We start from the raw sequence: 21821 nt of genomic DNA, 5'->3' as shown, positions 1-21821 counted from the left end.
CGGATCCCGAGCCCGACAGGAACAGCAGCGGTTCTCAGGCGTCCGATCGGAAGGGGAGGGTGCGAGCGAGGTGCTCCCGGAGGAGTGGGTCGACGACGTACACGTACGTTCCCCGGATACCGCGCGTCAGCAGGACCGAGTAGACGTTCGTGACGTACCGCAAGATGTCGTCGTCGGTCAGGACGACGCCGAGCTTCGGAAGGTTCTGTTTCCCTTTCTTGTCGTGGTAATCCGCCCTGCTGAACACGATCTGCCTCGAGTCCGGGTCCAGCTTCAGGTCCGGGCCGATGATGACCCCCGCGTAGTTCAGGTCGTATCCCTGCACAGTGTGGATCGAACCGACTTGATCAACCGCGCCTGGCGAGGTGATCCAATCCTTGTCCGTGCGATTCCACTGGAGTTCGATGCCATCGAGTGCGATGTCGACTGCTCCGCGATCCTTCTTGCTCTTCCACTCCCATGCGAATCCCGCCACGAGGCGCGCTAAGCCGAAACGGCGATCCATCCTTCTGATGGCAGCGTGCATCCCACCGAGGTCATCGAACAGGCGAAGGTCGTAGTCACCCAAGTCCGGTGGCGAAGGCCTCTCGCCGCGGAGCACCGATCGCACGAACCCGACGTAATCCGAGCCAGCGGCCACCCGCATCTGGGTCGTCAGCGGGTGGAATCGGTCGGTGTCGCGGGCATCACGAACAAGAGAACGCTGGACGCGCGGCGAGAGGTCCGCAGGCCGAACACTCTGTTCAGGGTCGAGGAGCAGCACACGATGGGTGCTCTGCGCGCGGATCCAGTCCAGCTGTGTGTGACGTTGATCGTCGTCACCGAGCAGCTTCTGGTTGATCTCAGAGAACGCACGGTTCTGAACGCCTGAGGACTGGTTGGAGCGGCGGCCGAGACGGTGAGCCTCGTCCACGACAAGCAGGTCCCATCCCACGTCTGCTTTCCCGACGTCGAAGGGCGAGAGCACCATCTCCGGCGCGAGACCGGGAGTGCTCTCGAAGACCCGCTGAAGCGAGCGACGCAGCGCCTGTTGCGGCACGACCAGCCCGATGCGGAAGCCCGTCCCGAGGATCGTCTGGTACTCGTTCGACAGGAACGTCGCGAAGAGGGACTCTCGTTCGCCGTCGAAGTCCGTCCCGTCGATGATGTCTCTGAGGAGTTTGATGAGGTAGACCCCGAGCACGGTCTTTCCCGTTCCCGGCTCTCCGCGGACGATCACGGTCTCGCTCACGCTGTTCTCCACGTCGTGGAAGAGGTCCTCCACCACGCGCAGGACAACCCGAGTCTGATCCGCGTTGAGGGCCTTGAACGGAGAGAGCTTGAAGATCTCACTGTTCTCGAGATCTTCGAGCGACTGCTCGAAGAGACCGTCCTCGCGAAGCTGCGCGAAGATCTTCTTGAAGGTCTCTTGGTACGAAGTTCGATCGTAGTACTGGGCACCCACTATCCCTGCGTTGCTGTTGAGCAACTGGTACTTCTGATCGGCGTTCAACCAAGCAATCAGTTGAGATTCGAGATCGAGGCAGACGGATTTGTTGAAGGTCTCGTCGATGATGAGGCGCACGCGCCGGAGCAGGGCGCCGCGGGTACGGAGATGCCGCCTCATGCGCCCGCTGGTGTTCAGCGTCTCACCGACGTACGCCCGGCCGGCCTCCTCGTCGTCGATCACGTAGACCACCGGCCAGTTCACCGTTCGAGGCTCGATCTCCGCGAACCGGCCGAGCGAAGCTGCAGTGAAGTCGAGGACGGCGATGTCAGAGGCGGTCATGCTTCACACTGCGTCCTCGGGATCGCTCGACCGGGTACTTCTTCTTCGTGATTTCCAGTTTGTCGCGGACGATCTCCGTCGGCTCCAGCCCCAAGCGATCCGCGAGCAGATGGCAGTAGGTCAGGACGTCAGCGAGCTCGTCCTTGACCCGACCGGCGTCTGCGTCGCCCGACCACTGGTAGCACTCGAGGAGCTCTGCAGCTTCGATCGCGATGCTCTTCGCCAAGTTCTCCGGCGAGTGGAACTGAGCCCACTCGCGCTCCGCAACGAAACGCCGTAGTTCGTCTCGTAGCCGATGATCCGCCATGCCGGCACGCTAGCAGTCAGATCGACGGCGCAGCTTGCAACACCAGGACCGCTCCGGAAGGAGCACGAATCACGAGCGTGCCGTCTGTTGACCGGCCCTCCGCGACGAACGGAATGAGTCGGGAACCACCATTTAGCGATCCAGCGCACCCTGAGAGAACGGGGCGCTCGAAGTCGAGCGCGTCGAGCGCGTCGAGCGGCAAGGTCGACGCGTGAGTTGCGCTCGACCGATCGAGTGGACGGCTGGCAGCGATGTGGCCTTCAGTTCGTGACGACGTGCCTGCCGAAGCAGACGGGCACTGCGCCGCGACCTCGCGGATCAGCGGGGCCTTCTTTCGTGCGAGTGGAAGTCCGCCCAGTCCACGGCGATTCTGGAGCTTCAGCCTGCGCGAATTCAGCTCCCCGGGCACCGACGCGTGCGGGTGATGGTTCCCCGACCCACCGATGCGGTGGGCAGACTCGATGGTGACCCGTTGCAGGCTGGTGAGGGCGTCCCAGAGCAGTGCGTCCGAATCGAGGCGTGAGCCGTGGTGGGGAACCGATGCCACTCCCACCTGTCGAGTCTGCTCTGGCCGAGCCCCGTTCACCTTCCATCCACAGATCCTGCCCCGTCCTCGCGCCGGGTGCGCGCGAGCCCCGCGGAGCGGGTGAGCACAGAATCGCACGGCGCAGTTGCCCAGCAGCAACGTGGCCCACGTGAAGGCGAAAGTCTGCCCCGATGCCAGCTGCGCACCCGACAGGATCTGCAGAGCCCTTGAATTGAAGCTCCCCCACAACGGGTGCTCCCGACTCACCACCCTGTCCACGAGGATGGTTCAACACCACACGTCCCGGGGACGACGAGTGGTCCGCACAACAGCACTTCGAGGGGCAACACCATGACGATGGCCGGAGAATCCGCAGGGGTCGAGGCACACCGCCAACGCAGTCACGCACGCGAACTCCGCCGCCAGGCAGACGACGCCGAGCAACGCGCTGCCCGCTTCGAGATCGCGCACCGCACCGAGAGCGAGACCGCCCGCATCCTCGCACCACTCGCCGGCATCGGGTACCACCTGCTCGCCGACCGCCGCTGGCCAGGCAGCCGCACGGCACAGGTCGACATGGTCGTCGTCGGCCGTTCTGGCGTCTTCATCGTCGACACGAAGGCCTGGCGCGAGGTCGCGGTCCACGGCGACCGGATCACCCGCGGCCAAGAGGACGTCACCGACGATATCGCCCGCCTCGCCGACCTCGCCTACAGCACCGAGGCAGCACTGGCGGACACGGGCCTGGCGCCCGGCGAAGTCCACGCGGTCGCCGCACTCGCCGGCCAGAAGAAGATGCACGCCCGCGTCGCATCGGTCGACGTGATCGGGGCGCACGACCTCGTCGGGCACATCACGAAGCGCGGAGCCCGACTGTCGGCATCCCGGGTCGACGACGTCCTCGCCGCGATGCTGCACCACTTCCCCGTGATCGGCGACGGCGGAGCTACACCGCCGCAGATCGTCGTCCCGGCACCGGTACTCCCCCGCGAACCCGACGTACTCGTCTCGACGATCGACACCACGGACGAGGAGCTGACCGATCGGCTCCTCGACGGCGTGCTCGAAGCACCGATCGAGGACTGGATGGCGTTCCTCGACCCGGCACAGGCCAAGCTCGTCCGCCGCAGCTTCAACGGCCCGGCACGCATCCGCGGCGCTGCGGGCACCGGCAAGACCGTCGTCGGCCTGCACCGCGCCGCGTACCTCGCACGCGCAACCGGCGGCCGCGTCCTGTTCACGACCTACATCAACACCCTCCCGAAGGTCCTCGAGTCGCTCCTCGAACGGCTCGCGCCCGACATGGTCGGCCGCGTCGACTTCATGGGCGTCCACGCGTTCGCCACGCGCCTCCTGAAGGAACGCGGGATCGCGTTCCGCGCTCCTGGACAGGAGGCCCGACTCGCGTTCGACGACGCGTGGAACGCGATCCGCGCCTCCAGTCCATTGCGGTCGTCGCGATTCTCTCGCTCGTACTGGGAAGACGAGATCAGCCACGTCATCAAAGGCCGCGGCCTGACGCGGTTCGACGAGTACGCGGACCTGGCTCGCATCGGGCGCAAGCACGCGCTCCCGCTGGAGACGCGGCAGGCCGTCTGGGACCTGTACGAGGCGTACGCGCGCGGTCTGCGCGAGCGACGGGCGCACGACTGGGAGGACATCGTCCTGCTCGCACGGGACGCGGTGCGCGCGGTCCCCCTCGAGCGGTACGACGCGGTCATCGTGGACGAGGCGCAGGACCTGTCCTGCGCGATGGTCGCGCTGGTGCACCAGCTCGTGGGTGATCGGACCGACGGCCTGACGCTCATCGGCGACGGCCAGCAGACGATCTACCCCGGCGGGTACACGCTCGGCGAAGTCGGCATCAACCTGTCGGGCCGGGGCGTGGTGCTCGACGTCAACCACCGGAACACCGCCGAGATCCTCGAGTTCGCGAAGGAGATGGTGGCGGACGACCAGTTCGTGGACATCGAGGGCGTCGACGGGGTCGGTGACGCGGTGTCCGACGTCTCGCGCTCCGGTGCAGCTCCGACGATGACGCGCTTCACCGGTCGCGCGGACCACGATCGGGCGATGCTCGACCGGCTGACAGAGGTCCTTCGACTGGTCGGGACCGGTCACGGTGACGTCGGCATCCTCACGGCGACGAACCGGCAGGCGGACGACGTGATGGAGGTACTTGGGCGAGCCAGTGTGCCGACCGTCTCGCTGCAGCAGTATGCGGGACGGAGCTCTGACGCGGTTCGCGTGGGCACCGTGAAGCGGGCCAAGGGCCTCGAGTTCAAGCAGGTGCTGCTCGCGCACGTCGATCCCCGGCTGCTCGATGCTGCCCCGGCCGATCCGTCGGAGACCGAACGGGAGCGGCGGGAGCGTGGTCGCCGGGAGCTCTACGTGGGGATGACCCGGGCGCGAGACGGCCTGTGGGTCGGCGTCCGGAGCGGAGCAGCGCGCGGCCGCTGAGTCGATGGCGAATGCGAGTGCAGATCGTCAGCGCGTGTCCGACATCTGATATTGTCGCCGCCGGAGGGGCAACATTGGGGAATCTCATCGTCGATCTCGCAGCGATGAACGCAGCGAGCACGACCATCACGAGGATCAGCGCAGCGCTGAACGACGAAGCTGGCGCTGGAGGAATCGCGGCTGACTTCGGGAGCGACGCGGTCGCAGCGGCCCACAGCGAGGCCTCGACGTCACACGAGCGATCCGTGCGGGCAATCGCGGAGATGACGGACACCATCGGCGGGTGGGTGCGGACTGCCGCTGAAGAGTTCAGCCGCCGCGACGCTGACCTCGCGAGCGACGCCGAATGACGGCCGATCCGACCCGCGGCGCTCCGGCTTCGATCAGGGTCACCGCGCGGCAGCATGAAGCACGTGCCCAAGCGCTCAGGGACGAACAGACCCGTTTGGAACGCACAGCGGGAGGTCTGAGCGCCGGTGAGTGGTCCGGCTCGGCCAAACGGCAATTCACGTCGGCGGCTGGGACCCTCGGACCGTCCTACTCACGGACGGCATCCCTCATCGAGCACGTCGCGGAGACGCTGTCGCGCTACGCCGACGAGGTCGAGCGCATCCAGGACGAAGCCGCCCGCATCCGCTCCGCACAGGACAGCGCTGCGGCCGATCGGGATCGGCTCGTCACGGACCGCTCCCGGCTCAACGAGTCTGTCGGCGCAGGGACGGATGTCGAAGCCGATCATGTCATGCTCCGCAGGGTCGCCGACGCGCTGACGCAGCAAGACACCGCGGACGCTCAACTGTCCACACGATGGGACGAGCTCGTCGCTGAGCGGACACGCCTGGACGATTCGACGGCCGCGGAGCTCTCCGGCGTCGACTCCGTCGGCGTCGTTGCAGTTCAAGCACACTCAGTGGGCCGGATGTCGGATCGTCAGCTCCTGACCTGGTTGGGTTCGTTGACACCTGACCAGCTCCTTGCACTGCGCGACGATCCCGCGATCGCCGACCGGCTTGGTTCGGTTTCAGACCCCGAGTTGATCGCTGACTGGTGGTCCTCGGCCGGCGGGTCACACGAGCGGGGAAGCAACGACGGGCACTCTTCCGAGCAGGACGCCTTGATCGCAGCGTTCCCCGCCGTGATCGGCAACCTGAACGGCGTTGCGTACTGGGCAAGGGACAGGGCGAACCGCAGCCAACTCACGAAGCTCATCGGGTCCGCGTCCGGCGTTGACCTTGCCGCGTACAAGAACATCCGCGCGTCCCTCGGGAAGTACAAGGGGGTACAGCTGACCTCGCTCGTCCCACACCACCCGCCACTCGCCGCTGTCTCGATCGGTGATCTCGACAGAGCTCACGATGTCACGTACCTCGTCCCCGGGATGGACTCGGACACGAGGAACATGACGGTCGTGGAGCGAGCCGCTTACAACCTCCGGGTCCGCCAACAGGACTACGTTGGAGACGCAGCAGTCGTCGCATGGATCAACTACGAGACCCCGACGCCGAAGACGGTTCTGCACGGCGATCTCGCTCGGGCAGGCAGCGAACGACTCGGGCAGGACCTCGCGGGGTTCAACGCTGCCCGTGGCTCGACCAAGGGAACGCTCAACGTGGTCGGGCACTCCTACGGGTCAACGACGTCCTCGCTCACCCTCGCTGACGGTGATTACGGGGTCGACTCGTACGTGACGGTCGGATCGGCTGGACTGGAACGCGAGATCGAGACCGCCGACGACATCCACTCCGATCGGGTCTTCGCCGCACAGGCGCCGCGTTCGATCCCTGGCCTGCCGGGCGACAACTGGTCGTGGATCGGGCAGGCTTTCAGCATGACTCGCCGAGATCCAGCTAGCCCCTCGTTCGGCGCAACGTACCTGCCGACAGCTGGTCTCCCGCACGACCCGACGATGAACGGTGTGAATCGTCACGATCCAATCTGGAACAACGCGACTGATCACGCCGGCCAGTACGGGTACTTCGACAAGAACACCGAGTCACTCGACAACATCGCCCGCGCGACCACCGGGAAGGTCAGCGACCGATGAGCACACGCACCACGAAAGTGATCCTGAGCTTGGTCAGCGCTTCGGCGCTGCTCGCCGGATGTGCGCAACAACCGAAAGGCAGCGAGATGGACGCCGAACAGGCTCGAGACGGCATGGTCAGCCTGGTCAAGCAGACGATGGATGCTGCCGGTGGGGACTGGACGGCGCTCTCGGACAAACCTGCATCGTCGGAGTGCTCGACGGCCAACGGCAGCTCGGGAGTCACGTTTTCGTGGGACCAGGAGCGCACCGGTGCCGAAGACCCGGAAGCGCTCGTCCGCACGGTCGCGAAGACCTGGAAGCAGCACGACTACGACGTGACCATTCGGCAGGACACGATCGACGACGGACGGCCGCTCTGGTCCGCGGTCACCACCGGCCAGGCGGTGGAATCGATCTCGGTCAACGCCAGTCCTCGACGGGTATCGATCGAGGTGCAGTCGGCCTGCGGCACTGGTGACATCGCAGACTACGAGTGACCGACTACGTAGCACTCCAGCGGAAGGACTGAGCAGATGGTGACGGCAGGCGCTCGCGCTTCGGTGCTGGACCGGGTGCTCATCGAAGCTGGACTGATACGGGCTACCGCACGACCGCGACCACCGCGACTCGCGGACCTTTCCGGGCCGCTGCGGAGCGAGGTCCTCGGCCTCTACCGCCAGCTCGGAGGCAAACTCGATGAACCACTCCTTCGACCGGGCGCTTGGGATCTGCCGTACTCGGACGTAATCGTCGAACTTGATGAAGACATGCACTTCAACCGCTATCGGACGCTGACGCTTGAAGCGCGGTTTGCAGCAGTATTTCCGTGGGCGGCGGCCTACCGCCAGCACGCTGGAGCCCACGAACGCCGCGCGGGAACTGGTGGCAGACGATGGACGAGTCCCTCGTCCGAGCGCATGTTCGGGCCAGCCGACGAGAAGTGGGTGTTCAATCGCGGCGGAGCTCCACGATGGAAGCAACGGGCGCTGTACGACGCGATCAAAGATGCTGCAGCCGCAGCTGGACTTGTCCAGCTGGCACGCGTCTCGATCTACGATTCTGTGGACGGAATCTGCATCGAGGAAGCTCTTCGTGGTCGCGAGACGATAGCGCCGGACTCGCTCCGACGGTTCGTTGAGTCGCGTTCAGCTACCCAGGCATGAGGGCCGAACAATAAGAGACGCGGCACCAATCGACACCGCGCCTCCCGTCCACCACAACGTCATCAACTCACCAAGTGAGCACGAACCGCCCCCGCGTCCCCCCCAGCCTCCAACCGCTCATGCGCCTCCCCAGCCCGCGCAGCCGGCAGCACCTCCGCCACCCGCGGCGTCAACGTCCCACTCTCCACCGCGTGCCGCAGCTGCTCGAGCTTGTCGAACGACCGGTACTCCGAGAACACCATCACCTGCACGAACTCGATCCCCCGAGCCCCGTTGCCCTGCCACCCACGCACGTCGAAGAACACTCCCCCGTCTCGAACAGCATCGACGACGACCCCACGCTGCACCGCAGCATCGGCGAGCGCATCGACCCCCTCCGGCACGAGCTCACGGACAGCGGCAGCAAACCCATCACCACGAGGCACGATGTGGTCCGGTCCGAGCGACCGCACGAGTGCTTCGTCCGCCGGAGCAGCATCCGCGATCACGGTCAGCCCGGCGGCCTTCGCCAGCTGCACCACGTAGTTCCCGAGCAGCCCAGCGGCCCCGGTCACGGCGAGCGTCTGCCCCGGCGCAAGCGAGGCGTGCGACAGGATCTGCAACGCCGTCAGCCCGTTCATCGGCACTGTGGAGGCGAGCGGAAGAGACGTCCCACGAGGAATCCGCGTGAACGACCCCACCGGCGCGACGAGCTCCTGCACGTACGCACCACCGTGGGCGGTGAGCGGCAGCGCCATCGCCATGACCTCGTCGCCGACCTGCCAGCCGGTGACGTCGGGCCCGACCTCGTCGATGACGCCGGCGGCGTCCATCCCCGGCACGTACGGCGGCGAGGCCTGCGAGCTGTCCCGCTGCCCGGCACGCGCCCCCGTGTCGGTCGGGTTCACGGCGAACGCCTGCACCCGGATCCGCACGGACCCCGCACCGGCGTGCGGCTCCGGCACCTCGTGGACGGCGAGGGCCTCCGGCCCTCCGAACTGTTCGACTCCGACGACCTGCATTCTCCCGGTCTACGCGGACGTTGCTTGACGCAACCTGACGCGACCCACGATCGGACGGGAGGCACGGTGCCAGGCCGCCACGGGCCTCCAGTCCGTCACGGGGTGACGTCCACTGCGCGTGGTGCGCCATGCTGACAGCGTGCGTTTCGACGAACTCCTCACCCGTCCCGACGGCCCCTCGATCGCCGAGGAGCTCGCCGCGCGCCGCCGACCCGCCCGGTACGTCCTCGAGGGCATCCACCAGGAGTCACGGCAGAAGTACTCGCCGTTCCGCGTCGACGTCGACGAGGCCGCGCAGACCTGGACCTTGGTCCGCCACCGCGCCAAGCCGGTCTCCTACCGCGACGGCGTGCTGCACGAGCCCGACGACGGCCCGATCGAGGTGTCGTTCGCCCGGAGCACGGCCTCGTCTCCCGTCGTCCGGATGGCCGTGCCCGACCTGATGCTCCGGTGGGGCCGCGCCACGGACGACGTCCACCCGATCCTGGTCCAGCACGTCGGCGAGCACTCGATCCTGGTGACCTTCGAGCACGGCGAGGACCCGGCGTTCCGCTCGACGCTGGTGATCGACGAGCGCGACGGCATCGCCCGCCGCTCGTACGAGTACGGCGAGGCCACGATCATCACGAGCGTGCGGACCGCCGAGCCGGACGAGCTCCTGCCCCGCGCCCGCTTCGTGCAACCGACGGACTGGATCCTGCCGCAGTACTGAGACGGTGACGGTTCCGGTTCACGATCCCCGACGATCACGAACCAGAACCGTCACCACCCCGGGACGACAACACCACCGGTCACCCGTCGACGAGGCCGACGACGAAGCCGTCGATGAGGCCGATCCGCGCCGCGAGCGCAGCGGTGGACAGCCGATCCCGAGCGCGTGCGACTCCGCTCGCCGAGAAGACGAGTCCCTCGGCTTCCAGGACGGCCCGCGGATCACGGTCGTCCGCCGGGTCCGGCCAACGGAACCCCGGCGCCACGGTGCCACTCCCCTGCAGGACCCGGTGCGTCCCGTGGATGTGGGTCCCCGCCAAGTGCGCGCCCACCGCAGCGGGGTGCGTGCCGATCAGGGCCGCGAGGTCGCCGTACGAGGTCCAGCGCCCCGCCGGGATGGCCGCGATCGCCCGGTGCACGACGGACCAGTCCCGGCGGCCGCCGATCGCCCGTGTGCGCACGTTCGGGCCGGTCCACTGGCGGGTGATGCGGTCGGCGAACCACTCGCTCCGTGCCAGGATCTGCGTCCGCCCCCACGCCGGCGCATCGAGCACCAGTCGGTTGAGCGCGGTGAAGCTGCTCTGCCGGTACTCCGCCTGCTTCTCGGGGAACGGGCGGTTGCCGAGCGTCGCGTTGTACCCGGTGAGCGTCAGGTTGCCGAGCGAGTGGACGAGCCGTTCGTGCACGACGTCGACGGGCTCCCCGTCGAGGTCTGCGGCGAGCGCTGCCCGCCAGTCCGGGGTGAGCGTCTGCGGCAGGACGTGCTCGATGGTGGACCGCTCGACGTCGATCGGCTCGTTGGGGTTCAGTTCCTCCTGCACCCACTTCAGGATGAGCTTCTGCTGGTTGCGGAGCCCGCGCAGGTAGAACGGCTGCGTCCGGATCGCCTCGCGCACCTGTTCGTCGGTCGCGAAGTGCTTCCGGCCGGTGGAGAAGTAGTCGAGCAGCACCTGGTCGACGGGTCGGTCGTCGAGTTCCCCGCAGGCCTGCAGGATGATCCGGTTGAGTCCCTGCCCCGGCCGCCCGACGATGGTGCGCCGGACGAGGTACGCCTCGAGGGTCGCGAGCGCCCCGGCGACCTCGGCAGAGGTGCTGGCGCCGGCTGCGCGACGGGACAGCAGCCGCAGGGTGAGCGGGACGGTCGTGGTGGAGGACCACTCGGCGAGGTGCCGCAGGTGCTTCCGGACGGCCGGGTCGGACTCCTGCGACGGGTCCCGGATGCGCATGAGGTGCTCCGACAGTCTGCTGAAGCGTTCGATCTCGGCCAGGATCTGTTCGTCGTCCATCGCCGCCAGGCGGGCCTGCTGCGAGCTGTAGATGTCGCCCTGTTTCAGCAGTGGTTCCTCGGCCACGGCGTCCAACCAGAAGAGCAGTTCGAGGTCGTTCACGCTGAGCCGACGCTGCATCGGGAGCCACCACGACGAGTAGGCCGATTCGCCTCGGTGCCCGAGTCGCATGAAGAGGTCGTTGCGCACCAGGTCGCCCTGTGTCAGCCGCATCCCCGTGTTGTTGAGGGACTCGAAGATCCGGTAGACGTTGTCCTCGTCCTTGGCGGTGATCGAGACGAAGACCAGGCCACCGAGGACGGCGTCGCGGGTCAGTTCGAGGTCGTCGACCCGGCCGAGCTCGCGTCGGAAGTACGTGTACGCGTCGCGCACGCCGGACACCGACGCATCGGGTTCGTCCGGCACGTCGGCGCCGCCGTCGACCACGCTTCGGTACGCGTCACGGTCCGCCTGGGTCGGCAGGAGCTTGAGTCGGGCGTCGCCGGGCTTGAAGCGATCGGCGACGTACTGCTCGTGGATGCTCTCGGCGAGCACGGGCGACTCCGGACGGCGCTCCCGGAACGTGTCGCGCAGGGCGCAGAGCAGGATCGAGAGCGTCGTCAACCGCTGCTGGCCGTCGACCACGAGGAACTCCATGCCGGTCGGGACGACCGTGCCGGTCGAGAACACGAGCGACCCGGTGAAGTGCGTGGCCCCGGGCTCGGTGCGTCGGGTCTCGCTGAGTTCCAGCACGTCGGCCCAGAGCCGCTCGCGCTGGCGGGCCTCCCACGCGTAGGGCCGCTGGTAGAGCGGGACGAGGTACTGCTTCGGTCCCCCGAACAGCTCTTGCAGCGTGGTCTCACGGACGTCCATCCGGCGAGCCAAGCAGAGCCCCGTCGAAATCTGAAGTCACGCATATCGGCGATGCGGTATGACCGGTCGCTGCGTCCGCATCCCCCGATCGGAGGATGCAGCACCACCGCCCCCACCGATCCCCCGCGGCACCCCACCGGCCAGGCTGGACCCATGCCCGAGTCCCCCGCCATCGAGGTCCAGCACCTCAGCAAGACCTACGCCACCGGCAAGGTCGCGGTCGATGACGTCAGCTTCGTCATCCAGCCCGGCGAGACCTTCGCCCTCCTCGGCCCGAACGGCGCCGGCAAGTCCACGACGGTCGAGATCCTCGAGGGGTACCGGTCGCGCACCGCCGGCGAGGTCCGCGTCCTCGGCCACGACCCCGCCCGGACGAGCCGCAGCCACAACGCACGCATCGGCATCGTCCTGCAGACCAGCGCCGAATCCCCGAACGTCACCGTCGCCGAGCAGCTGCACCACTTCGCAACGCTCTACCCGAAGCACCGCAGCGTCGACGACCTCATCGCGGCCGTCGGGCTCACCGCCCAGCGCAACACACGCATCGCCCGACTCTCCGGTGGCCAGCGCCGCCGCGTGGACGTCGCCCTCGGCATCATCGGCCGCCCCGAGGTCCTGTTCCTCGACGAACCGACCACGGGCTTCGACCCCGAGGCCCGCCGCCAGTTCTGGGAGCTCCTGCGCCAGGTGCAGGCCGAGGGCACGACGATCCTGCTCACCACGCACTACCTCGACGAAGCAGCCCAGCTCGCCGACCGTGCAGCGGTGATCGCGGACGGGAAGCTGCTCGACATCGCCCCGATCGACGAGATCGGCGGCACCGCAGCCCGCACACCACGGGTCCGCTGGCGCGACGATGCCGGCGACCTGCACGACGAGCGGACGACCGACCCGACCGCACTCGTCCGCAGCAGCACCACGGCCATGCACGACCTCGAAGTCATCCGCCCGTCCCTCGAGGACGTCTACCTCGGAATGGTGGGCCAGCAGTGAACACCGCGACCAGCCGCATCTCGTACGAGATCCGCTCCTACTTCCGCGCACCCGACGCCGTCTTCTTCACGTTCCTCTTCCCCATCATCATGCTGGCGCTGTTCTCGGTGGCGTTCGCGGACGCCGACCCGATCCGCGCCGTCGCCAGCAACGGGCGACCGATCAGCGTCGACTACGCCACCTACTACCTGCCCGGGCTGGTCGCGACGGGCATCCTGCTCTCCGGCACGCAGTCCCTGGGCGTCGACATCGCGACCGAACGCAGTGACGGCACGTTGAAGCGCCTCGGTGGCACACCGCTGCCGGTCCTGAGCTACTTCGTCGGCAAGATCGGCATGGTCCTCGTCACGACCATCGTGCAGACGGCGTTGCTGCTGGGCATCGCGAGCCTGGTGTTCGGCGTCGACCTGCCGACCGCGGCGAGCAACTGGGGCGTCTTCGCGGGCGTGATGGTCCTCGGCATCGCCACCAGTTGCGTCCTCGGCATCGCTATCTCGGCGCTCCCCCGGGAGGGCCGCCGCGCCACCGCCACGATCGTCCCCATCGTCCTGGTGCTGCAGTTCATCTCCGGCGTCTACCTGCCCTTCACGCAACTGCCCGACTGGCTGCAGAACGTCGCGTCCGTCTTCCCCCTGCGCTGGATGGCGTCCGGCATGCGGTCCGTCTTCCTGCCCGACGCGTTCGCGTCCGCCGAGCCGGGAGGCGCGTGGCACCTCGCCCTCGGAACCCTCGTGTTGGTCGCGTGGCTGGTCGGGGGCACGGTGGCCTGCGCCCTCACCTTCCGCTGGAACCGCAAGGACGCCTGATGGGCCCTGTGGAGAACCGCTCCGCGGTGCTGCATCGATGGGATGCTGTGGTCATGAGCGGCGAAACGTGGGTGCGCAACCGGTGGTTGCACGTGTTCTTCGCGGGCACGATGCTCCTCACCGCCGTGATCACCGCGCTCGGCTGGTCCCCGTGGTCGACCCGCTGGCCCGCGTACCTCGCTGTGGTGGTCCTCGTCGTGGCGTACATCGCGTACGGGCACCGCGGCTACGACAGCCCCCGAGCCGCCGCCGCGTTCCTGCCGCTCGTCGTCGTCGCCGCCCTGGTGCTGCCGGCCGTCGTACCGAGCACCGCCTTCGTGCAGTGCATCGTGTTCCCGCTGGTCTGGGTGCAGTCCGAGCGGGTCCGCACCGCGGTCCTGTTGTCCATCGCGGTCGGCGTCGCGAGCGGCATCGGCCTGCAGGTCTCCGAGGGCCCGGACGCCCTCGTCAGCACCCTGCTCATCGAGGGCATCAGCGTGATCGGTGCCTGTGCGATGGGCGTGTGGATCTCGAGCGTCGCCGGCCTGTCCGAGGAGCGCCGCCAGCTCGTCGAGGAGCTCCGAGCCACCCAGCAGTCCCTCGCCGACGCGAACCGCACGGCGGGCATCGCGAGCGAACGGGAACGCCTGGCCCGCGAGATCCACGACACCGTCGCGCAGAACCTCGCCGGCATCGTCATGCTCACCGAACGGGCTCGCGGGGACCTGGCGAACGACCGCTCCGACGCGCTCGAGGAACGACTCACCGTCCTCGAAGAGTCCGCCCGCGCTGCCCTCGAGGAGTCCCGCACCCTCGTCGCAGCCGGGGCAGCCGGCATGACCCGCGACAGCCTCGCCGGTGCCCTCCACCGCCTCGCCGAACGGCACACCCGCGAGACCGGCGCAGTCGTCACCGTCGATGCGTCCGAGTGCGCGCTGGATCGTGATGCGCAGGTGGTCCTGCTCCGCGTCGCGCAAGAGGCCCTCTCCAACGTCCGCGCCCACGCCGGCTCCGCCTCCGTGCAGGTTCGTCTGTTCCCCGACGAAGGGCACACCGTGCTGCGGATCACCGACGACGGCACCGGGTTCGACCCCGAGCAGCCCACCGCCGGGCACGGCCTGCGCGGACTCCGCGAGCGCCTCGCCCTCGCCGGCGGTACCTGCACGATCACGAGCGCCCCGGGCCGGGGCACCGTCGTCGAGGCGATCCTGCCCACCGGAGCCGCACCGGGCCTCCCGTCCGCCGTTCGCCACCCCGTGACGGAGGTGACCCGGTGATCCGCGTCGTGGTCGCCGACGACCACCCGATCGTCCGCTCCGGCATCGTCGCGCTGCTGCAGGACGCCGACGACATCGACGTGGTGGGCCAGGCCAGCGACGGCCGTGCCGCGGTGTCCGTCGTGCTGGCGGAGCGCCCCGACGTCGTGCTGATGGACCTGCGGATGCCCGAGCTCGACGGTGATGCTGCGACGGCGGAGATCCTCGCGGCGGAACCGGGCGTCCGCGTCCTGATCCTGACGACGTACGAGTCCGACGATCAGATCCTCGCGGCCATCGAGGCCGGCGCCACCGGCTACCTGCTCAAGGCAGCCCCCGAGTCCGAGATCCTCGCAGGGGTGCGTGCGACCGCGCGGGGCGAGACCGCCCTTGCCCCCTCGGCCGCGGCCGCGCTCGTCAGGCGGGCCACCGGTGGGATCCCGACGGGCCCGTCCCTGACCCCGCGCGAACTCGAGGTGCTGCAGCTCGTCGCCCAGGGCAACTCGAACCCGGCGATCGGCCGCGCCCTGTTCCTCAGCGAGACGACGGTGAAGACGCACCTCGGGCACGTGTTCGAGAAGCTCGGCGTCAACGACCGCACCCGTGCCGTGACCCGCGCGATGGAGCTCCGACTACTCCCCTGACCTCCCGCGCTTCCCGACGCGCGCTTGGTGAGCAGAAACGGTCGGGTGCGTCACCGCGACCCGACCATTCCTGCTCACCATGTGACGCGCCCCGCTGCCATCGAGGCGCGCTCACCCGGTGTCACCACCGGCTCAGTGCTCCGCGCCCGCCTCCTCCGGTCGGATGCGGAACACCCGTGCCGTCGGGGTGGCGCCACCGTGACCGACGTGGAGCACGCCTGCCGATGCCTCCCACGAGACGGACCACGATCCGAGCGCCGTCGGGAACAGCGGCTCGACGACGACCGCCTGCCCCGCGAAGCCCGGGAGCGGCAACGACACCGACGAGCCGGCACCGGGCAGCGCCCAGACCGACAAGTACAGCTCCCCGGACGTGGCGCGCAAGCCGAGCGCGAGCCACGGGTCCTCCCACGCCGGCAACCCGAGCGGCCACACCGGCACCGACGACTCGATGACCTCGAGCACTGTCCGGTGTGCCTCGATCGCAGAACGCACGACCGCCCGCTGCGATGTGCTCATCGAATTCAGGTAGCCCGACAGGTACATCCGCCCGAGCACCCCGTTCACGAGCGACAGCTCGAACAGGTCGGGCGACATCGACGGTGCCGGGTACGCCCAGTTCCCCGCCTGCTCGGGCAGCATCGCGGCGGGAGCGGCGGCGGCGATCGACGCGGACAGCACCGGATCCTGCTGGTCCGAGGTCGACTGCATGTGCAACCGGGACAGCATCGCGGAGTCGGCGCGCATCGCTCCCGAGGCGCAGTTTTCGATGAGCAGCGACGGGTACCGGGCCTGCACGGCGTCGAGCCAGTCGAGCAGCGCCCGCTGGTGCTCGAGCATCCCGGCGAACGGCCCGGTCATCGTGTTGTTGTCCATCTTGAAGAACGTCACCCCGAGCTCCCCGACGAGCCGGTCGACGACCGCGTCCAGGTGCGCCCGAGCCTCCGGCGAACGGAGGTCGAGCAGGTGCCGTCCGTGCTCGGCGACCCGCACACCGTGGTGGTGCACGAAGGCATCCTCCGGCAGGTCCACGGCCAGCGGCGAGTGGATGCCGATGACCTCGGGCTCGAGCCACAGCCCGGCCTGCATGCCCCACGACCGGATGTGGTCGATGACGGACCCGAGCCCGGTCGGGAACCGCGACGCAGCTTCCTCCCACGCTCCGACGGTCTCCCACCAGTGCCCCTCGGCGTACCAGCCGGCGTCGATGCAGAACAGGTCCGCTCCGGCGTCGGCAGCGGCGTCGATCAACGGCAGCAGCTTCTCGGTGGTGGGGTCGCCCATGAGCGTGTTCATGTAGTCGTTGAACACGAGCGGCAGGGCTCGATCGGCCTCGCGCACGTGCCGGAACGCCCGACGCTGCGCCGTGAGCACCTCGAAGGCACCACCGACCGAACCGGCGATCCCCACCGACACCGGAACGGACACGAACGGCTGCCCCGGAGCCACGACGGCCGTCCACTGGTGTTCCTGGTCGGTCGGTCCGCTCAGGAGCACGTACGCGCGCCGCCGGGTCTCGCCGAGTTCGTACAGCCACGGCCCGTTGTGCTCGATCTGCCACACGAGCGCGTACGGAGTCGGCACAGCGCTGTCCGCCTGCAGCACCCCGATCGGCAGGGCCTCTCCCGTCGACCACGATCCCCGGTTCTGCACGACGGCACGGCTTCGGGGCGGGTGGTGCTGCGCCTCGCGGTCGATGCGCGCCAGCCCGATCGATCGCAGCGGATCGGTCCGCCACCGGCTCTCGGCCGCCCAGTCGTTGTCCGCGTGCACGAGGGCCAGGTCGTCGACGCCGACACCGGAGTCCGTCAGGAACGCCCCGGTCGCGAACGACGACACGAAGTCCACGACGTGCTCGCCGTCGTCGGCGGACACCTCGGTCCACGTCTGGAAACCCGGCACGTCGGCGCACGCCCGGAACACCGACTCGACCTGGAGGCCCGTGGCCGCGTCCGTCTGCACGATCCGGAACCACGGATCGGTCGCGTCGTCGGACCCACGCCAGGAAACGGGTCGCAGTCGCGCCCCGATCGTGGAGTCCACGTGCCGGAACCCGCCCGGGAACCGCCCGTGTCCGATCGTGGTCAGCTCGACCAACGGCTGCGGGTCGTCGGGTCCGTCGGCGAGCGCTCCACCGGCCGGCACGAAGGACACGAGTGCGGCGGGCTGGTCGTCGCCGATCCGGAAGCGTGCCGAGAACCCGGGCGTGACCCAGTCGGTGAAGGCTCCGCTCACCGTGCGCCGACCGGCGCGGGCGAACTCGTCACCCAGTCACCGACGCCGTGGTCGTAGCAGGTGGTGTTGTCGATCTTCGCGCGGTCGAGGGCGCTGCCCGAGGTCACCGTGCGGTCGATCCGCTCGGGGTCGGGGGCGGCCTCGGCGAGCAGCCGGGTGTAGTCGTGCTGCGGGTTGAGGATCACGGCGTCGGAGGGCCCGCGTTCGACGACCCGGCCGCGGTACAGCACCAGGATCTCGTCGGAGAAGTGGCGTGCGGTCGCCAGGTCGTGCGTGATGTACAGCACCGCGAGGTGGTCCTCGCGCTGCAGGCGTCCCATCAGGTTGAGCACGCTGAGCCGGATCGACACGTCGAGCATCGACACCGGTTCGTCGGCGATGAGCACCTGGGCGCCCGGGGCGAGTGCGCGGGCGATGGCGACGCGCTGCCGCTGCCCGCCGGAGAGCTCGTGCGGTCGGCGGCTCGCGAAGTCCTCGTCGAGGTTGACGCGGCCGAGCAGTTCCCGCACCTTCTCGGCGGTCTCGTCGGCACCTCGGGCCCGGTGGTGCAGCTGCAGCGGCCGGGCGATGTGGTGCTCGATCGAGTGGAACGGGTTGAGCGACGCGAAGGGGTCCTGGAACACCATCTGCACGTGCCGGCGGTACATGCTGCCGACGACGGGTGTGCCGTCCTCGAGCCGCACGTCGATGGAGCCGCGTGTGGTGCTCTCGAGCTTGGCGAGCATCCGCGCGATGGTCGACTTGCCCGAGCCGGACTCCCCCACGAGCGCGACGGTCCGGCCGGGCAACAGTTCGAACGACACGTCGTCGACGGCGCGCAGGGTGGTCCGCTTCAGGCCCTTGCGGGTGTGGAAGTCCTTGCCGAGGTGGCTGACGGTCACGCTGGTCATCGGATCTCCTCGTGGACTGCGGCCGCGTGGTCGTCGACGCCGGAGCGGATGAACGCGCCGCGCTCCCCCGACAGGCTCGGGAACGACTGCAGCAGCTTCTGCGTGTACGGGTGCTTCGGGTCGTGCTGGATGACCGAGGCGCGGTCGCACTCGACGACCTCGCCGCGCAGCATGATCGCGATCCGGTCGCTGATCTCGAGCAGCAGCGGCAGGTCGTGCGTGATGAACACGACGGCGAACCCGAGCTCGTCGCGCAGTCGGACGATCTCGCGCAGGATCTCGCGCTGCACCACGACGTCGAGCGCGGTGGTGGGCTCGTCCATGATCATGATCTGCGGTTCGAGCAGCATCGCCATCGCGATCATCACGCGCTGCCGCATGCCGCCGGACAGCTCGTGCGGGTACGCGGTGATGCGGGACGGGTCGACGCCGACGCGGCTCAGCGCGTCCTCGGCGATCGCCCGCCGTTCCTTGCGGGACAGGTCGCGCCGGTGTTCCTTCAGGGCGTCGTCGAGCTGTGCCCGGATGGTGGTGACCGGGTTGAGGGCGTTCATCGCGCCCTGGAACACCATCGACAGCTTCGACCAGCGCACGGCCCGCAGCTGTTCGTGCGGCAGCCCGAGCAGGTCGATGTCGGTGCCGTCGCGGTCGTGGAACGTGATGCTGCCCGAGGCGACCTTCGCCGGCGGTCGGTGCAGCCGGGTGATGGCGTAGGCCAGGGTCGTCTTGCCGCAGCCGGACTCCCCCGCCAGCCCGAGGATCTCGCCCGGTGCCAGTGTGAGCGACACGTCCTTGACGGCGTGCACGGGGTGTTCGGTCTCGTAGACGACGTCGAGGTGGTCGATCGTCAGCACGGCTTCGGCACTCATCGGACGAACTCCTTCGTGGTGCGTGCGGAACGCGTGGCGCGGGCGGCGCGCTTCGCACGACGGTCGCGCCGTCGCTGCGCCCGCACGTTGGCGAGCCGCGGGTTGATGACCTCGTCGATCGAGAAGTTCACCAGGGACAGGCCCATGCCGAGCAGCGCGATGAGCAGGCCGGGTGGCACGAACCACCACCAGGCACCGTTCGCCAGCGCGAAGCCGTTCTGGGCGTAGAAGAGCATGGTGCCGAGCGTCGACGAGTTCGACGCCCCGAGCCCGAGGAACGACAACCCCGCTTCCCCGAGGATCGCGGCGATCACCGCGAACACGAACTGCGACGCCAGGACGGGCAGCAGGTTCGGCAGGATCTCGACGGCGATGACCCGCCAGGGTCGTTCGCCGGCGACCCGGGCGGCGGAGACGTAGTCGCGGTTGCGGATCGACATCGTCTGCGCACGCAGCACCCGGGCGGACCCGGCCCACGAGGTGATCGCGAGGACGACGGCGATGGTCCAGAGCCCGCGGGCCTCGCGCGGCACCAGGCCGGAGATCACGATGACGAGCGGCAGGCCGGGGATGACGAGGAAAACGTTCGAGAACAGCGAGAACGCCTCGTCCATGATCCCGCCCAGGTAGGCGCCGAGGATCCCGAAGAACGCGGACAGCACCGTGGCGAGCACGCCGACGATCAGGCCGATCTGCAGGCTGCCGCGGGTGGCGTAGGCGAGCTGGGCGAGGACGTCCTGCCCGGTCTGGGTCGTGCCCAGGACGTTCGAGCCGCTCGGTCCCTGCAGTCCGGAGTCGCGGATGGTGGTCGGGTCGCCGACGAGCAGCGGCCCGACGACGCCGAACAGCGTGACGCCGGCGACGAGCGCGATGCCCGTGACGAGCCACGGGGTCAGGGTCGGCAGGAAACGGCGGATGCCGCCCTTCGTCTGCCGCCGGGTGGCGATGGACGTGGTGGTGTCGGCCTCTTCGGCGAGTGCGCCGATGGTGGGTTCGGTGTCCTGCTGGATGTTGGTCATGGCGTGTCCTCCCTAGCTCCGCGCCCGCGTCCGCGGGTCGATGAGCCCGTACAGCAGGTCGACGACGAGGTTCGCGCCGAGGACCGCCAGGGTGATGAACAGGAAGATCCCCTGCATGAGCGCGTAGTCGTTGTTCGTCACGGCGGACAGCAGCTTCGACCCGATGCCCGGGTACGAGAACACCTGCTCGGTGACGACGGAGCCGGACACGATGAACCCGAGGGAGATCGCGAAGCCGGCGACCGAGGGCAGGACGGCGTTCCGGGCGGCGTAGTTCCGCAGGATCTTGCCGTCGGAGAGCCCCTTGGCCTGGGCGGTGGTGATGTAGTCCTCGGACAGCGTCGACACCATCATGTTGCGCATGCCGAGCAGCCAGCCGCCCAGGGACGCGAGCACGATCGTCACGGCGGGCAGCACCCCGTACTGGACCGCCGAGGCGATGAAGTCCCAGTTGAACCCGGGGGTCAGGATGACGTCGTAGCCGCCCTGCGCCGGGAACAGGTGGATGCCGGTGGCGAAGAAGTACACCAGGATCAGCGCGAGCCAGAAGTACGGCACCGCGGCGAGCAGGGTGGTGGCGGGCACGAACGAGTCGAGCCAGGTGCCCGGACGCCAGCCGACGAAGGCACCGAGGCCGACGCCGATGATCGCGGCGAGGATCGTCGCGATCCCGACCAGGGCGATCGTCCACGGCAGCGAGCTCGCGATGACCTCGGTGACGGGCGCCGGGAAGTAGCTGACGGACACCCCGAGGTCACCGCGGAACACGTTAACCAGGTAGTGGCCGTACTGGGAGATCAACGGTTCCGAGGAATCGCCACCGAGGAGCAGCTCGTACGCCTGCCGTGTCGCCGGGGTCACCTGCCCGCCGCGCTGCTGGAGCTTGGCGAGCAGGATGTCCACCGGGTTCCCGGGCAGCAGCCGCGGGATGATGAAGTTCAGCGTCAGTGCCGCCCACAGCGCGACGATGTAGAAGCCGATCTTGCGCAGGAAGTAGGTCATCGTCGAGTGCTCCTCGGTCGCGATCCCA

20 protein-coding genes are annotated in these 21821 nt (G+C 68.6%); 10 read left to right on the top strand and 10 right to left on the bottom strand.

All coding sequences use genetic code 11. The features are described from left to right. Positions 1 to 34 precede the first annotated feature (34 nt). From ACGH48_RS07505 to ACGH48_RS07495, 3 genes are read right to left on the bottom strand one after another with little or no spacing between them, the layout of a single operon-like run. Complete coding sequence (locus ACGH48_RS07505) at positions 35 to 1768, bottom strand: DNA/RNA helicase domain-containing protein (RefSeq protein WP_396290853.1); 1734 nt, start codon at positions 1766 to 1768, stop codon at positions 35 to 37. Further along, positions 1755 to 2075: a nucleotide pyrophosphohydrolase gene (locus ACGH48_RS07500; RefSeq protein ID WP_123681698.1), complete on the bottom strand. Its 321-nt coding sequence runs from the start codon at positions 2073 to 2075 to the stop codon at positions 1755 to 1757. The genes ACGH48_RS07505 and ACGH48_RS07500 overlap by 14 nt, the downstream gene beginning before the upstream one ends. Positions 2076 to 2091: 16 nt before the next feature. Beyond that, a complete protein-coding gene (locus ACGH48_RS07495; protein WP_396290852.1) occupies positions 2092 to 2628 on the bottom strand; it encodes a hypothetical protein in 537 nt (178 codons plus the stop codon). Positions 2629 to 2952: 324 nt separating this feature from the next. Here ACGH48_RS07495 and ACGH48_RS07490 point away from each other — a divergent pair, with 324 nt between their 5' ends. The 5 genes from ACGH48_RS07490 to ACGH48_RS07470 all read left to right on the top strand — a co-directional run bounded on the left by ACGH48_RS07490 (position 2953) and on the right by ACGH48_RS07470 (position 8250). After that, complete coding sequence (locus ACGH48_RS07490) at positions 2953 to 5061, top strand: UvrD-helicase domain-containing protein (protein WP_396290851.1); 2109 nt, start codon at positions 2953 to 2955, stop codon at positions 5059 to 5061. A 17-nt stretch (positions 5062 to 5078) separates the two neighbouring features. Further along, entirely contained in the window at positions 5079 to 5411 is a 333-nt protein-coding gene (locus tag ACGH48_RS07485; RefSeq protein WP_396290850.1) for a hypothetical protein, read from the top strand. A 95-nt stretch (positions 5412 to 5506) separates the two neighbouring features. Next, positions 5507 to 7105 (top strand): alpha/beta hydrolase, encoded by a 1599-nt coding sequence (locus ACGH48_RS07480; RefSeq protein ID WP_396290849.1) that lies wholly within the window; start codon positions 5507 to 5509, stop codon positions 7103 to 7105. Continuing rightward, a complete protein-coding gene (locus ACGH48_RS07475; protein WP_396290848.1) occupies positions 7102 to 7584 on the top strand; it encodes a hypothetical protein in 483 nt (160 codons plus the stop codon). The genes ACGH48_RS07480 and ACGH48_RS07475 overlap by 4 nt, the downstream gene beginning before the upstream one ends. 75 nt (positions 7585 to 7659) lie before the next feature. After that, positions 7660 to 8250, top strand: a complete 591-nt coding sequence (locus tag ACGH48_RS07470; RefSeq protein ID WP_396290846.1) for a hypothetical protein — start codon at positions 7660 to 7662, stop codon at positions 8248 to 8250. Between the two features lie 62 nt (positions 8251 to 8312). On the opposite strand, the gene ACGH48_RS07465 is transcribed toward ACGH48_RS07470, so the two are convergent. Beyond that, complete coding sequence (locus ACGH48_RS07465; RefSeq protein WP_396290845.1) at positions 8313 to 9251, bottom strand: NADP-dependent oxidoreductase; 939 nt, start codon at positions 9249 to 9251, stop codon at positions 8313 to 8315. Between the two features lie 139 nt (positions 9252 to 9390). Here ACGH48_RS07465 and ACGH48_RS07460 point away from each other — a divergent pair, with 139 nt between their 5' ends. Next, positions 9391 to 9963 carry a hypothetical protein gene (locus ACGH48_RS07460; RefSeq protein ID WP_396290843.1) on the top strand — a complete coding sequence of 191 codons (573 nt, stop codon included), beginning with the start codon at positions 9391 to 9393 and terminating at the stop codon, positions 9961 to 9963. Positions 9964 to 10042: 79 nt separating this feature from the next. On the opposite strand, the gene ACGH48_RS07455 is transcribed toward ACGH48_RS07460, so the two are convergent. Continuing rightward, a complete protein-coding gene (locus ACGH48_RS07455; protein ID WP_396290841.1) occupies positions 10043 to 12100 on the bottom strand; it encodes a DUF262 domain-containing protein in 2058 nt (685 codons plus the stop codon). A gap of 153 nt (positions 12101 to 12253) precedes the next feature. Here ACGH48_RS07455 and ACGH48_RS07450 point away from each other — a divergent pair, with 153 nt between their 5' ends. Genes ACGH48_RS07450 through ACGH48_RS07435 form a run of 4 tightly spaced genes read left to right on the top strand, consistent with a single transcriptional unit; the run spans position 12254 to position 15778 of the window. Continuing rightward, positions 12254 to 13093, top strand: a complete 840-nt coding sequence (locus ACGH48_RS07450) for an ABC transporter ATP-binding protein (protein WP_123313052.1) — start codon at positions 12254 to 12256, stop codon at positions 13091 to 13093. Next, positions 13090 to 13899: an ABC transporter permease gene (locus tag ACGH48_RS07445; protein WP_123313053.1), complete on the top strand. Its 810-nt coding sequence runs from the start codon at positions 13090 to 13092 to the stop codon at positions 13897 to 13899. The genes ACGH48_RS07450 and ACGH48_RS07445 overlap by 4 nt, the downstream gene beginning before the upstream one ends. Before the next feature lie 53 nt (positions 13900 to 13952). Next, positions 13953 to 15155: a sensor histidine kinase gene (locus ACGH48_RS07440; protein ID WP_396290840.1), complete on the top strand. Its 1203-nt coding sequence runs from the start codon at positions 13953 to 13955 to the stop codon at positions 15153 to 15155. Continuing rightward, positions 15152 to 15778: a response regulator transcription factor gene (locus ACGH48_RS07435; RefSeq protein ID WP_340195888.1), complete on the top strand. Its 627-nt coding sequence runs from the start codon at positions 15152 to 15154 to the stop codon at positions 15776 to 15778. The genes ACGH48_RS07440 and ACGH48_RS07435 overlap by 4 nt, the downstream gene beginning before the upstream one ends. 132 nt (positions 15779 to 15910) lie before the next feature. Here ACGH48_RS07435 and ACGH48_RS07430 read toward each other — a convergent pair whose 3' ends face one another. From ACGH48_RS07430 to ACGH48_RS07410, 5 genes are read right to left on the bottom strand one after another with little or no spacing between them, the layout of a single operon-like run. Further along, positions 15911 to 18013 carry a glycoside hydrolase family 36 protein gene (locus ACGH48_RS07430; RefSeq protein WP_396290838.1) on the bottom strand — a complete coding sequence of 701 codons (2103 nt, stop codon included), beginning with the start codon at positions 18011 to 18013 and terminating at the stop codon, positions 15911 to 15913. Then, positions 18010 to 18903, bottom strand: a complete 894-nt coding sequence (locus ACGH48_RS07425; RefSeq protein ID WP_396290837.1) for an ABC transporter ATP-binding protein — start codon at positions 18901 to 18903, stop codon at positions 18010 to 18012. The genes ACGH48_RS07430 and ACGH48_RS07425 overlap by 4 nt, the downstream gene beginning before the upstream one ends. Continuing rightward, positions 18900 to 19772 carry an ABC transporter ATP-binding protein gene (locus tag ACGH48_RS07420; RefSeq protein WP_123313058.1) on the bottom strand — a complete coding sequence of 291 codons (873 nt, stop codon included), beginning with the start codon at positions 19770 to 19772 and terminating at the stop codon, positions 18900 to 18902. Before ACGH48_RS07420 ends, ACGH48_RS07425 begins: the two co-directional genes overlap by 4 nt. Next, positions 19769 to 20791, bottom strand: a complete 1023-nt coding sequence (locus ACGH48_RS07415; protein ID WP_123313059.1) for an ABC transporter permease — start codon at positions 20789 to 20791, stop codon at positions 19769 to 19771. The genes ACGH48_RS07420 and ACGH48_RS07415 overlap by 4 nt, the downstream gene beginning before the upstream one ends. Before the next feature lie 12 nt (positions 20792 to 20803). Then, complete coding sequence (locus ACGH48_RS07410; RefSeq protein ID WP_123313060.1) at positions 20804 to 21793, bottom strand: ABC transporter permease; 990 nt, start codon at positions 21791 to 21793, stop codon at positions 20804 to 20806. Positions 21794 to 21821 lie beyond the last annotated feature (28 nt).

Origin of the sequence: Curtobacterium pomorum, from assembly GCF_044497295.1 — a bacterium.
GTDB lineage: Bacteria > Actinomycetota > Actinomycetes > Actinomycetales > Microbacteriaceae > Curtobacterium.
This window is presented reverse-complemented; position numbering and strand designations above follow the sequence as displayed.